Raw genomic sequence first — 13,337 nt, 5'->3', positions numbered from 1 at the left:
AATTCACCTTCTATTTTTAGTTAGCCATAGTTGAGCGGTCGCCAATCGTTTTCCAAAAGGTAGTAAGTACCACTCTTTTTCTTTCATTATACGTGATTTCAAGATGACAAAAAGGAATATGATTGCCCCAATTGCAACAGCTGACAGTGCAGTTAACGTTGAACTGGCGCGTGAGGATAAGCCGTCAAACAGCCAATAGTCCGCAAAAAGCATCCAGGGAATTAATACCCCTGCCATTGCAACGCCTGCGCTAATCAGCACAGTGTAAAAATGTTGCGGAGCCAATGGAAACTTCCAAAATCTCTTAAAATACATAATCAATAATACAGCAACCACCGCGAATGCAGTAGTGCCTGATACGGCTGCACCTTCAATACCATACTGTCGAACCATCAATGGTGTAGTCAACAGTTTTATTACGACGCCAAGCAACATGAATAGCAACGGCGCACGCACTTTTCCACTCCCTTGAAGGATAGCCGTCAATGGCAAAATAATCGACAACCAGAAAATCTGGATACAGAAAATGATCAGCGCGACAGATCCTGTTCGTGTTTGAAACAGCATTTCATTGACGAAAGGCAGTATCAGAACTAACCCTATCGTTGCAGCCCAGCCGAATAAGATAGACGTCCGGAACGTCAAACTAATGAACGGTAACGCGCCTTGTCCATCATTTTTGGTTGCATGATGCGCGATTAACGGCACGAGCGCTAACGCCAACGTAGATGCAAGTAAAATACCCATTTGCGCAAGTGGCTGCCCCCTGTCATAGACGCCTTTCATTTCCATCGCAGCCTCACTCATTGCACCTGCTTCAATTAATGCGTTATAGATTGTGAATGAATCCACCAATTGGAATACTAATAAAATTAATGAACTTGCACTAACGCCGATGCTAATTTTGGTCAGATCTTTGATCACTTGCCATGACTTTACAGTATCTACCGGCATCCTTTCCCGTTGTAGGAAAAACCATACCAGGATTAAGACGCCTATCACTTCACCGACAATCGCTGCCCACATCGTAATTTCACCTATTGTATAAAGCGATATGCCCGCACGTATCGCCATCCACGTACCTGTTAGCACAATAATTACTCTGAACAACTGCTCTGAGACGTTTGAAATGGCTACAGGTATCATTTGCCCCTCCGATTGAAAAACACCCTTCAGTACAGCCAGAAACGGTAGTGCAAGAACGATATATGAACCGGTTTGCAAAACAGGTGCTAATGCGTTGTCACCCATTAATTCAGCAAAAAAAGATGAACTTGAACGTAAGAGGAGAAAAACTCCTACCGATAAAACGAGAAGGTAAATGAGTGACACGCGTAAGATCCCGCGCGACTCCCCAGGACCTTTGCTTTCCGCAAGCAACTTAGATACCGCGACAGCAAAACCTGAAGACGTCCAAACAATAAATATTCCGATGAACGGATATACTTGCTGGTAAATATAGAATCCTTTATCTCCAACTAAGTTTTGAAATGGTACGCGATAGACCGCGCTCAGCACTTTGACGATGATAGCGGCAATAGTTAAAATCGATGCACCTTTCATAAACGACTTCATATTCCATTTAGTCAACGCCATATATGCGCCTCTTTCATTCGATAATGATTTCTAGTATACCATCCCATCATGTCAAAGTAGACGTGTGACCGCAATCAATAAAATTATGACACCACTCATGAATGTTCCAAACTGACCTAGTGACATCTTACCAATTTGGACACCTGCTAGTTTCGCACCTAGTCCTACACCAATAGACAATGTTATATAACTACCAACAGCCGCCGATAATGCGATTGCGATTGGTGACAACGCCAAAAGACCTGCTCCGACACCGTTCGTTAATGCATTCGCAGAAAGCGCAATACCGAGTAGTAATGCTTCCCCCAAACTAATATGTGAAGATCCGTCAAAATCCATTTTTTCCGGTTCACTGAACACATTCGCTTGAGGTTTTCTTGGTTGACGAAAGGCGATTATCATGATGCGTATCCCAATGACGCTTAGTACAGCAAACGCTATGAGATCAGGGAGTATGCCTGGTAGCATTTCGGCCAGCCATGCACCGAAGATGATGCCGATCAAACTAAAGATAAAACAAATTACCGCAATGAGTGCATTCGACGTGAATGGAATATGGACTCGCTGTACCCCGTAAGATAGTCCGACTCCAAAGTTGTCTATGCTAGATGAAATTGCAAAGCCTACGATCAGTAGCCAAGTCATTCCGCTTCCTCCAGCCTATTTGGTTTTATCATACTATACGTGCACAATGAGGGTGGCGTGTGTGCGCTAGGCGCAGAACTAATCTCTCCAATGAACGAGGGGAGATTAGTTTATAATTTCCACTTCAGAGTGGGACGCATTGAGCGGTTGCCGCGTAAGTATGATCGCTTGCGGAGTCTGATAGAGCGCCTGCGTATGTTGATAGAGCGGAAGTCAGGCACCATAGAGCGGTTAACTTTGAATTATGAGCGCTTGGAGAGATTTATGAGCGCCGGTACTACGCTCTCATAAATAATCCGCAGACCTATAACAATGCGTGTCCCCCGAATGTCGAACTGTGCTTCGCTCACTTCATTCACTCGTTTCATAAATAAAAAAACGCCTCCCCTATACCTGATAGGAAAGACGTTCCATTATTCATCTTCAGCTGGGGTTAGGCAAAATCAGTTCCTTTGAAACGGACACGCCCGAGCGCATTGCAGCTTTTCCTACTGCATGTGCAACAATCGTCGGGATACGGTCATCAAATGGATCTGGAATGATGTAATCGTCACGTAGATCTTCATCATTGATCAAATCTGCAATCGCATATGTCGCAGCAAGTTTCATCTCTTCGTTGATCTCCGTTGCTCTAACGTCTAGTGCTCCACGGAAGATTCCAGGGAATGCCAAGACATTGTTGACTTGGTTAGGATAGTCAGAGCGGCCTGTTGCAATAATACGCACTCCATACTCGTCTGCCAATTCAGGCTTCAACTCTGGCATTGGATTCGCCAGTCCAAATACGATTGGATCTGTATTCATCGATGCAATTAATTCCTTCGTCAGCAAGTTCGCAACAGATACACCGACAAATACGTCTGCGCCCTTCATTGCTTCAGCTAAGGAACCTTCAATTTTATTGAGGTTCGTGATGCGTGACATTTCATGCTTAATGTCATTCATCGCATTCTCGCGGCCCTCATAAATAATACCTTTTGAATCACACATAATAATGTTTTCGAAGCCCATATTCAATAATAGTTTCGTAATCGCAATTCCAGCAGCACCTGCACCGTTCAAAACAATTTTCACTTCTTCTTTTTCTTTCCCAACTACCTTTAATGCGTTAAGTAATCCCGCACCTACTACAATTGCTGTACCATGCTGATCGTCGTGGAAGATCGGAATACTACATTCTTCACGTAACCTCCGTTCAATTTCGAAACAACGAGGAGCAGAAATATCTTCAAGGTTTATAGCTCCAAATGTCGGACTCATTGCTTTTACGATATGGACAATTTCGTCCACGTCTTTTGTATCTAGACATATCGGGAATGCGTCAATCCCTGCGAATTGCTTCAACAATAAAGCCTTCCCCTCCATTACTGGCAAAGATGCTTCAGGCCCGATATCTCCGAGTCCAAGTACAGCCGTACCATCTGTCACAACCGCTACCAAATTCCCTTTGATTGTATATTCATATGCAAGAGATGGGTCTCGAGCGATTTCTACACAAGGTTCAGCAACTCCTGGTGAGTACGCCAAACTTAAATCCTCTTTATTTTCTAGCGGTACTTTCGAAACAACTTCCATTTTTCCATTGTGAATTTGATGCATGTGTAAAGAAGATTTGTAATTCCTGTTCATAATATCGCTCTCCCTGTCTGGTTTTTTATTGTTCATTCGTGTTGGTAGTGATTATAAGCGTAAACGCAAAGTAAATACAAGTAATAATTTTCTGTCTACTCTAAAAATTGTAAATTCGTAAGCGGTTACATTACTTCTATCTCGGGTTTTACAGAGCCTTTAAATATTTTTAAAAAAGTTTTGACTTTTATGCTTTTTCGTAGTATGTGAAACCTTTCACCTTTTAAATTATGCCTTGTGAAGCCCTTCACTAAGGGGTTTTGTGAAAAGTTTCACGTAAAGAAAAACGTTTCAAAAAATCAGGATATGACGGTAGTATGTGAAATATTTCACTTTTTAAATGAAGAAAAATATTGAAATGCTATTAACGTAAATACACTTAAAAAGGAATTATATGTAATTAGTGCTGTTGGATTTCTTATAATTTTTAGGTTAAATAAAGTTTCTTTACTGGTCATCCATCTAAAAATAGCACGTCGTTTTAAATTCATAATAAATTACACATCAAAAAACTCACAGTAGATGAATCTACTGTGAGTTTTAGGTAAAAAATTTAATACTTTTAGTAAATCCATTTAGCTTTCCATCTGTTTTGCCAAGAAATTAGCTGCTGTCTCCGCTGCTTTTTGCTCGACTTCTCCAACAAAATGAACTTTTGATAGCAAATAGATTGCACCGATTGCGTCACCGTTTGTGATAACCGGTACAACACAATAAGATTTAACCTGCTCTACTTGACCTGGTACCCATTCTACCGTCTTCTCATGCTTCTCGATGACAGTCGATCGGCCGTTAAGGATTTCTTCGCATATCGGTGCCAACTGTCGATTCATATAGTCTTTCTTGGCAAGACCTGCTACCGCTAGCATTTCATCGCGGTCACTAATCAGCGCAGGAGTACCAATCGTTTCATAAAGTGATTCTGCATATTCCATAGCAAATTCGCCAAGCTCTGAAATAGGTGAATACTTCTTTAAAATGACTTCCCCTTCTCGATCAGTGAATATCTCCAAAGGGTCCCCCTCACGAATGCGAAGTGTCCTTCTAATTTCTTTTGGTATAACTACTCTTCCCAAGTCATCAATTCTGCGGACGATACCCGTTGCCTTCATGTATAATGCCTCACTTTCTCGAAATTAAATGTATTTCTGAGGATAGTATGCATCAACATTGGTCATTTTATGCAATCGAGGTGTTACAAGGCATCCGTAGATTCTACTTCCTTCGCTGTTTCCTGCATCGTATGGACCATCTCTTCTACCATATCAAATTCTGTAAACTGATTAGATTTCTTTTCATTCACGGTTACAATGATTTGTCCGTTGTCAATTGTCAGTCCAACCGCATGGCCAAACTTCAAGGAATGTTCCATCAGCTTTGCACCATCAGCGCGAGCAGTTCCTTCTGCCGACATGCGGATTTCCACTATCCCTTGTACTTTTTTAATGGATAGTACGCCTGCGTCACGTCCCCATGCTTTCATACGTCCGACGCGGAGTAATAAGTCGGCTTCGAATGGCATATCGCCAAAACGGTCGATCATCTCGTCGACAAGTTCCAAATAATCCTCATCGCCCGTGATAGCTTTTACGCGTTTATACATTTGAATCTTTTGATAACCGTCTTGAATGTATGATTCAGGAAGATAAGCATTGATAGGCAAGGAGATTTCGACATCCACCTTGTCTTCTTTCACGACGCCCGTCTGTCTTTCTTCTATCGCTTCTTGTAGTAACTGCGAATACAGATCGAACCCAACAGAATCAATGAATCCGTGTTGTTGCGAACCAAGTAAATTTCCTGCACCTCGAATGGATAGATCGCGCATGGCAATTTTAAAGCCTGACCCAAGCTCAGTAAATTCTTTGATTGCTTGCAAACGATTTTCGGCAACTTCTGTCAACACTTTATCACGCTGATAAAGCATATAGCTGTACGCTACGCGATTAGAACGACCAACCCGGCCACGTAACTGATAAAGTTGTGATAATCCCATGCGGTCTGCATCATGGACAATCAACGTATTGACGTTCGGAATATCGATCCCGGTTTCTATAATGGTCGTTGTTACGAGCACATCAAATTCTCCTTCAAGAAAACTCAAAATTACTGCTTCGAGTGCTGCTTCCCCCATCCGACCATGTGCAGAAGCGATGCGTGCTTCCGGTACCAAGTCACGGATTTCTTGCACTTTACGGTCCATATCTTCTACACGATTATATAAATAGAAGACCTGTCCGCCGCGTCCCATTTCTCGCTCAATCGCTTCACGAACGAGCCCTCCATTATCTTCCATGACATATGTTTGGACAGGGAAACGGTTAGCTGGTGGCGTTTCAATTACAGATAAATCGCGTACTCCAACCATCGACATATGCAAAGTCCTTGGTATCGGTGTTGCAGTTAATGTAAGTACGTCCACGTTATTTTTTAATTGCTTTAACTTTTCTTTATGCGTAACACCAAAACGTTGCTCTTCATCAACAACAAGAAGCCCAAGGTCTTGGTAAACTACGTCTTTTGACAATAAGCGATGTGTACCGATGACAATATCGATAGTACCAGCTTTAACTCCTTTAATCGTTTCATCTTGTTCTTTCTTAGTACGGAAACGATTAAGTACTGAAACCGTTATAGGATAATCTGCAAAACGTTCTTTCATCGTCTCGTAATGTTGCTGCGCCAGGATAGTAGTTGGCACTAAGAACGCTACTTGTTTACCGTTCGTTACGGCTTTAAATGCTGCACGAATTGCCACTTCTGTTTTTCCGTATCCCACATCTCCGCATAATAATCGATCCATAGGACGTATACTTTCCATATCCTTCTTAATTTCATTGATGGATTGTAACTGATCCTGTGTTTCTTCATAAGGGAAAGCGTTTTCGAATGAACGTTGCAAATCATCATCTTCACTAAATGCAAAGCCTCTTTCCGCTTCCCGTCTGGCATATAATTTGATCAAGTCATCCGCAATGTCCTGAATGGCCGCTGTTACTTTACGTTTAGTTTTGACCCAATCCGTACCACCGAGTTTATGTAGCTTTGGCTCTTTTTCTCCGGAGGCAACATACTTTTGGATTAAATCAATCTGGTCAGCTGGCACGAAGAGTTTATCCTCACCGCGATATCGAATATCCAAGTAATCTTTCTGGACGCCTTTAACGTCCAGTGTGACTACGCCATAGTATTTCCCAATACCATGATGAACATGAACAATATGGTCGCCCGGCTTGATCTCTGAATAACTTTTAATGCGTTCAGCATTCGTTAGTTTAGGCGGACGCGCTTTTCGTTTCGGTTTACCAGTAAATAATTCGGCGTCTGTAATAACGGCAAGTTTCTGAAACGGTAATTCAAACCCTGCAGACAAATCCCCTTCTATAATGGACAACACACCTTCTCTACTAGGCTTGCCATCTATCGTTGCTTCTATATCATATTCTCGTAAAATTTCTTGGATTTTCTTCATTCTCTCAGTTGAAGAAGCTAACAGAAAGACATTATAGTTCCCTTGTTTCCAGCGTTCTATTTCATTTTTCAACAGTGGCATCTGACTATGGAACTGTTGCATTGGCTTACAGGAAATCGAAATAGACTTCTTGATAGTGAAACCAGGTACTGCACGTGTAAACAGAGATAAGTAGAGTTGCTGCTGACTAATGTCTGCAAGTACTTGCTCGTATTTCCATGCGAGTTTCGTGTCATGCAACATTTTCCCATCTTCGAGCATCGCAAGCTGGTACTCCTGCTCTTCCGATTCCAAGGTAGCCACAGATTCTTGTATTCGACCTAGTTCATCAAATAGTATGATTCCACTATCAGGGAAGTAATCAGTCAGCATGGCGCTCGCTTCAGTAGAAAATGAAGCGTACTTTTTCATCGTATCTGGCACAATCCCGTCTTTCATCATGCCAATGTCTTGCATGATTGTCATCAATAGTTGCTGCTGTAATTCTTCACTTTTGATTTTGGTCAGACTATCACCAAGCGCTTGTTCCACCTTTTCTGAAACTTTCTGTAATTCATCAGGCGTCCAGATGAATTCAGTCGCTGGCAATAATGTAATCGAGTCCAATTTGCCTGTTGAACGTTGGTCTTCCGCTGAAAACGTCCGAATTGAATCAATCGTCGTATCGAATAACTCAATACGAACAGGCTCTGTCATCGTTAGCGGATAAATATCTAGTATTCCACCGCGTAACGCAAATTCACCCGGTGCGCTCACCAGGTCTTTCCGTATATAGCCCATGGATACTAAGTTTTCCAACCAGTTACCTATATCAATTTCTTCATCTGTTGAGGCTGTCACGTAATGTGCCAACCACCGTTCCTTTGTCGGCAACAACTTTCGTAATCCTGCAACCGGTGTAATATAAATACCACTGCCTGTACGCGCCATATGATCCAGTGTATCGATTCTACCGGCACGCAGTTCATAACTCGCAAATGAAAAGTCTGCAGCAACAAGTTCTTCCGCTGTATATAAGTGAATATTTTCATCACTGACCAACTTGCTCAAGTCATCATACGTTCGCTGTGCTTGAAGCATATTTGGCGAAACAATCAAAACAGGACGTGTCAGAGATTGTTGAATCAACTTAAAAAAGATCGCTTTGGATCCGCCAGAAAGACCTGTGATTAACTGCTGATCTTGCCCGTCTTCCAAGTCGTTCAGCAAGCCTTGAATCTCTTTTTCTTCTAGAAAAAGCTGTTCTATTACTCCCACTCCACTACTCCTCCTTATCTCTTAACTTAGTCTGTCTCTTTATATGGAACAGAATGCTTTATGCACAAAAAGCTTTGGCTACCAGCGCCAAAGCATCTGTTACTTATTGTAACCATTTTTTTAAGGTGTAATAGTCCGGAAACTTCTGCAAGGATTGCTCGCAGTGTTCGCAAATACATCGTATATGCAAGCCGCCATCCGGATCTACAGACAAAAATGCATTTTTATCCGCATCTTCTAGTTGACTGAGGGTACCCTTAGCCGACTCAAATGGAATCGAACCGATTTCCGTATGACAGTGATTACAAGAATAACGGATCATATTCTCTTCACCTTCCTTTTTCAAAGTATAGGCAAAGAGTCGCTATATTATGCTTACCCGTTAAATTTATTCATCACTTCAATAAATGGTTGCTTTTTTGTTGTCCATTCTTCACAGGCATCTGCGCTCTTTTGAATTGCGTCTTCGATCAATGGTTGCTCGTCCTTGCTAAATGGAGATAATACGTAGTCAGCGACCTTCATACCACCAGTAGGACGATCCACGCCAATTCGAATGCGGTTGAATTCAGTAGTACCTAGATGCGCAATGAGTGACTTCATACCATTATGACCACCCGCACTGCCTTTTTGACGAAGACGGATTTTTCCGGCCGGTAAATCTAAATCATCATATAACACAACTATTTCTTCATCGTTCACTTCAAAATAATCCACTAGTGGACGGACGCTTTCTCCAGATAAGTTCATATAAGTCATCGGTTTCAATAATATCACTTTACCTTCAACTGTATGGACAGTCGTAAATTGACCATTGAACTTTTGCTGGAACGCCGGAGCTTGCCACCGCTTAGCCAATTCATCGATTACTTGGAAACCAATATTATGACGTGTGTTTTCGTAGTTTTTCCCAGGATTTCCGAGTCCAATTAGTAATTTCATGTTCTTCTCTTCCTTTTCTAAATGATATCTATACATAGAAAAGGAGCGCACGGTTCAAATTCGTGCGCCCATTTTGTAACTTATTTCTCTTCTTTATCTTCACCGATTACTTCCGGCTCAGCTTCAGTACTTTCAGTCGCTTCGTCTAATGCTTCCAATTCTTCAGCAGAACGTGGTGCAGAAATAGTCACCAATCCTACTTCGTCTTCAGTTAAGATTTCAAACTTCACTTTATCGCGGATATCGCCAACAAGAATTGTTTCACCAATTTCAAGTTCTGAAACATCTACGTCAATATGTTCAGGAATGTCAGATGGCTTTACGCGAATTGTGATTTCCCATACCGGTTGTTGAATTGTTCCGCCTGCCTTTTCACCTGGCGCGTCTCCAACAAGGTTAATCGCTACGTCTACTTCAAGCTCTTCCGTCATATTGATCGCTAAAAAGTCAGCGTGTGTAAGGAATCCAGTCAATACATCAGCCTGGTAATCGTTTAATACGACATTTTTGTCGTTGCCATCTACAGTCAATTTGATAACACCGTTTCTTCCTGTTTCACGAAGTGTGTCTAGAAGATCACGCTCTTTTACTGCGATTGGAGTGCTTTCCGTTTCATAGCCGTATACTACGGAAGGAATCCATCCGCTTTTTCTTAATTCACTTACTGTGTTCTTGTCAGTTTCTCTTAAATTGGACATAATTGTGCTCATTTGTATAGTCACCTATCCCATCAAAAAGTTTTTTATAAATCTTTAAATTTTCAATACCCGAAGGTACTCGTTAACTTATTATTACTCAAATAATGTACTTACAGACTTGTTCTCAAACACACGAATAATCGCTGAAGCCAACAAAGGCGCAATCGATAGCTGTTTGATTTTTGGAGATTGTTTACTTTCCGGCAATTTAATAGAATTCGTAATCACTAACTGCTTGATTTTAGAATTATTAATGCGCTCAATCGCTGGTCCGGATAAAACAGGATGTGAACAACAAGCATACACTTCTTTTGCTCCGCTTTCAATTAGAGCGCTCGCGGCAATCGTGATAGTACCGGCTGTATCGATAATATCATCAATTAGAATGGCCGTTTTCCCTTCTACATTGCCAACGATATTCATTACTTCCGCTACGTTCGGACGAGGACGACGCTTATCTATAATGGCAATCGGCGCTTTCATACGGTCCGCCATTTTACGTGCACGTGTTACACCGCCATGGTCAGGTGAAACGATAACAAGATCATCTAATCCTTGACCTTGGAAATACTCCGTTAGGATTGGTTCTGCAATCAAGTGATCAATCGGAATATCGAAGAAACCTTGAATTTGTGGTGCATGCAAATCTACCGCGATTACGCGATCAGCACCTGCTTTTTCTAGTAAGTTTGCAACTAATTTAGCCGTTATAGGTTCACGTGAACTTGCTTTACGGTCTTGACGTGCATAACCGTAGTATGGCATGACCACATTAATCGTACGCGCGGATGCACGCATTAAGGCATCCAGCATAATGAGAAGTTCCATTAAGTTATCGTTGACCGGATTAGAAGTAGATTGAATGACAAATACTTCACAGCCACGGATGCTTTCATCGATATTGATTTGGATTTCTCCGTCACTAAAACGTTTGACTGAGAGCTTGCCGAGCGGAAGCCCGACTTGATCTGCTACTTCTTTTGCAAGTGGTTCATTCGCAGTTAAAGAAAATATTTTCAGTTTGTCGTTTGGATATTGATATGCCATGATGGCCCTCCTGTTGGTTGGGTAAGATTAGTTTTGTACGTATCCTTCTTTATTCTCTTGCCGAACGCGTCCAATTGCAAGTGAATTTTCCGGTACATTTTTTGTGACTGTGGATCCCGCTGCCACAATCGCATTCTTTCCTATCGTGACCGGTGCGACCAAATTGGCATTACAGCCAATAAATGCATTGTCTTCTATTTCTGTTTTATACTTATTTTTTCCATCGTAATTCACTGTAATCGTACCACAGCCAACGTTAACATTCTTGCCTATTTCTGTATCACCTATGTAACTGAGGTGAGAAACTTTACTACTGTCACCAAGCTGAGATTTTTTCACCTCAACAAAGTTGCCTACTTTGACATGATCTCCGAGCTGTGTGTCAGGACGCAAGTGTGCAAAAGGACCGACTGCTGTCTGATTTCCAACTGTACTATCACGGACAACAGAAGAATGAATTGTCGTGTGGTCACCCACCGTGCTGTTTTGAATATGACTATTAGGTCCAATGACACATTGTGAGCCGATCTTTGTAGCTCCTTCAATGAGTACGCCAGGTTGGATAACAGTATCACGACCGATTTCAGCTTCTGCACTAATCACTGTCTGCTCAGGACTAATAATTGTGACCCCGTTACGCATATGCTTCTCCGCAATCAGTTGGCGCATGCTTTTTTCAGCTTGTGCCAATGCCACACGGTCGTTGACACCTAATGTTTCCTGAAAATCAGGTGTCGTATAAGCTGAAATTCGTTGTCCCTCAGACTTCAAAATCCCTAATACATCTGGAAGATAATACTCGCCTTGTGCATTATCGTTGTTTACTTTTTTTAGTGTGTTGAATAACACACGGTTGTCAAAGCAATAGGTGCCTGTATTAATTTCCTTAACAAGACGCTCTCCATCGTTCGTATCTTTATGTTCGACGTTTCGCACTACGTCTCCGTTCTCCGCACGGATGATTCGACCGTAACCTGTTGGATCATCTGCTATTGCAGTAAGTATCGTCGCCTTCGCATCTGTTTCATGATGATGCGCAAGAAGCGCTGCCATTGTTTCTGTGCTGATTAATGGCGTGTCGCCGCAGACAACGAGTGTTGTGCCATCAAGGTTCGCAAGTACTTTCTCGGCTTGTTGCACGGCATGTGCAGTACCTAGTTGCTCTGCCTGTAGTGCGTATTCACTTTTGTCGCCCAACGTCTGCTCTACCATCTCGGCACCATGACCGACAATCGTGACGATCCGATCTGAGTGGAGATCGCGAATATGATCAATCACATGCTCAACCATCGGCTTGCCACAGACTGGATGAAGTACTTTATAAAGATCCGACTTCATTCGCGTGCCCTGTCCTGCTGCTAGGACAATCGCATATGTATTTGTCATCTGTCAGCCTCCATCCTTGTTTGTTAAATTCATAATTGACTATAGCGGAAATGACTGATTTTTTCAAGCATATCCCCTTGACAATTACATAACTTTATTTTATGATTGTTGATCTTTTTGCGATTATGTCGCCACAGTAATAAAAGTGAAGCATTTTTATTACTGTGGGCAGATGTGAATTACTGTTGTGTTTTAACCTCAATATGTTCAGGATTAAGACCCACACTAATCCTGATCTCTATGCCAGGCTCTCCATTTCAATTTCAAAACAATAAAAAGGCCATCTACTCGAGCAGATGGCCTTTTTATGGATAGAACACATGGAAACGCTTTCTCTAGGGCGATGAAATTATAAAACAGCTTCTTGCAATTCCCCTTGCTGTTTGTCTGCCTGGTGATACGCTGTCAAGATGGACTCCTGTACTTTTGTCCGTGCGTCTGAATTAATTGGATGCGCCACATCGCGGAACTCCCCATCCGGTGTGCGTTTGCTCGGCATCGCCACGAATAATCCGTCATTCCCCTCGATGACTCGGATATCATGGATGACAAACTGATCGTTAAGCGTAATGGAAGCTATTGCTCTCATTCTACCTTCCGTGTCTACTTTGCGTAATCTCACATCTGTGATTTCCATTTTCCCCACTCCCTTGTTGTCGTTTTCA

At 42.1% G+C, this 13,337-nt stretch carries 11 protein-coding genes; all 11 read right to left on the bottom strand.

Annotated features, from left to right (window positions below):
- Window positions 1-3 precede the first annotated feature (3 nt).
- Window positions 4-1,596: a putative polysaccharide biosynthesis protein gene (locus tag SporoP17a_RS10080; protein ID WP_083034527.1), complete on the bottom strand. Its 1,593-nt coding sequence runs from the start codon at window positions 1,594-1,596 to the stop codon at window positions 4-6.
- A 51-nt stretch (window positions 1,597-1,647) separates the two neighbouring features.
- On the bottom strand, window positions 1,648-2,241 hold the full coding sequence (ytaF, locus tag SporoP17a_RS10075; protein ID WP_083034526.1) for a sporulation membrane protein YtaF: 594 nt from the start codon (window positions 2,239-2,241) through the stop codon (window positions 1,648-1,650).
- A gap of 423 nt (window positions 2,242-2,664) precedes the next feature.
- On the bottom strand, window positions 2,665-3,870 hold the full coding sequence (locus SporoP17a_RS10070) for an NAD(P)-dependent malic enzyme (protein WP_083034525.1): 1,206 nt from the start codon (window positions 3,868-3,870) through the stop codon (window positions 2,665-2,667).
- A 575-nt stretch (window positions 3,871-4,445) separates the two neighbouring features.
- Window positions 4,446-4,982 carry a stage V sporulation protein T gene (gene spoVT, locus SporoP17a_RS10065; RefSeq protein ID WP_083034524.1) on the bottom strand — a complete coding sequence of 179 codons (537 nt, stop codon included), beginning with the start codon at window positions 4,980-4,982 and terminating at the stop codon, window positions 4,446-4,448.
- Window positions 4,983-5,065: 83 nt separating this feature from the next.
- Complete coding sequence (gene mfd, locus SporoP17a_RS10060; RefSeq protein WP_083034523.1) at window positions 5,066-8,599, bottom strand: transcription-repair coupling factor; 3,534 nt, start codon at window positions 8,597-8,599, stop codon at window positions 5,066-5,068.
- Between the two features lie 103 nt (window positions 8,600-8,702).
- A complete protein-coding gene (locus SporoP17a_RS10055; protein ID WP_083034522.1) occupies window positions 8,703-8,921 on the bottom strand; it encodes an anti-sigma-F factor Fin in 219 nt (72 codons plus the stop codon).
- A gap of 53 nt (window positions 8,922-8,974) precedes the next feature.
- On the bottom strand, window positions 8,975-9,541 hold the full coding sequence (gene pth, locus SporoP17a_RS10050; protein ID WP_083034521.1) for an aminoacyl-tRNA hydrolase: 567 nt from the start codon (window positions 9,539-9,541) through the stop codon (window positions 8,975-8,977).
- An 80-nt stretch (window positions 9,542-9,621) separates the two neighbouring features.
- Window positions 9,622-10,251, bottom strand: a complete 630-nt coding sequence (locus SporoP17a_RS10045; protein ID WP_083034520.1) for a 50S ribosomal protein L25/general stress protein Ctc — start codon at window positions 10,249-10,251, stop codon at window positions 9,622-9,624.
- A gap of 81 nt (window positions 10,252-10,332) precedes the next feature.
- A complete protein-coding gene (locus SporoP17a_RS10040) occupies window positions 10,333-11,286 on the bottom strand; it encodes a ribose-phosphate diphosphokinase (RefSeq protein ID WP_083034519.1) in 954 nt (317 codons plus the stop codon).
- Between the two features lie 27 nt (window positions 11,287-11,313).
- Complete coding sequence (gene glmU, locus SporoP17a_RS10035) at window positions 11,314-12,672, bottom strand: bifunctional UDP-N-acetylglucosamine diphosphorylase/glucosamine-1-phosphate N-acetyltransferase GlmU (RefSeq protein WP_083034518.1); 1,359 nt, start codon at window positions 12,670-12,672, stop codon at window positions 11,314-11,316.
- Between the two features lie 349 nt (window positions 12,673-13,021).
- Window positions 13,022-13,309 (bottom strand): septation regulator SpoVG, encoded by a 288-nt coding sequence (spoVG, locus tag SporoP17a_RS10030; protein ID WP_083034517.1) that lies wholly within the window; start codon window positions 13,307-13,309, stop codon window positions 13,022-13,024.
- Window positions 13,310-13,337 lie beyond the last annotated feature (28 nt).

This window comes from Sporosarcina ureae, assembly GCF_002082015.1.
Taxonomy (GTDB): domain Bacteria; phylum Bacillota; class Bacilli; order Bacillales_A; family Planococcaceae; genus Sporosarcina; species Sporosarcina ureae_A.
The sequence above is the reverse complement of the archived record's forward strand: the minus strand, read 5'-3'. Positions and strand labels throughout refer to the sequence as shown.

Bases quoted from the DNA above. Each gene is read 5' to 3' on its own strand.
- ytaF (WP_083034526.1), bottom strand. From the start codon at position 2,241: ATGACTTGGCTACTGATCGTAGGCTTTGCAATTTCATCTAGCATAGAC.
- SporoP17a_RS10055 (WP_083034522.1), bottom strand. From the start codon at position 8,921: ATGATCCGTTATTCTTGTAATCACTGTCATACGGAAATCGGTTCGATT.
- spoVG (WP_083034517.1), bottom strand. From the start codon at position 13,309: ATGGAAATCACAGATGTGAGATTACGCAAAGTAGACACGGAAGGTAGA.
- spoVT (WP_083034524.1), bottom strand. From the start codon at position 4,982: ATGAAGGCAACGGGTATCGTCCGCAGAATTGATGACTTGGGAAGAGTA.
- SporoP17a_RS10040 (WP_083034519.1), bottom strand. From the start codon at position 11,286: ATGGCATATCAATATCCAAACGACAAACTGAAAATATTTTCTTTAACT.
- pth (WP_083034521.1), bottom strand. From the start codon at position 9,541: ATGAAATTACTAATTGGACTCGGAAATCCTGGGAAAAACTACGAAAAC.
- SporoP17a_RS10070 (WP_083034525.1), bottom strand. From the start codon at position 3,870: ATGAACAGGAATTACAAATCTTCTTTACACATGCATCAAATTCACAAT.
- SporoP17a_RS10045 (WP_083034520.1), bottom strand. From the start codon at position 10,251: ATGAGCACAATTATGTCCAATTTAAGAGAAACTGACAAGAACACAGTA.
- glmU (WP_083034518.1), bottom strand. From the start codon at position 12,672: ATGACAAATACATATGCGATTGTCCTAGCAGCAGGACAGGGCACGCGA.
- SporoP17a_RS10080 (WP_083034527.1), bottom strand. From the start codon at position 1,596: ATGGCGTTGACTAAATGGAATATGAAGTCGTTTATGAAAGGTGCATCG.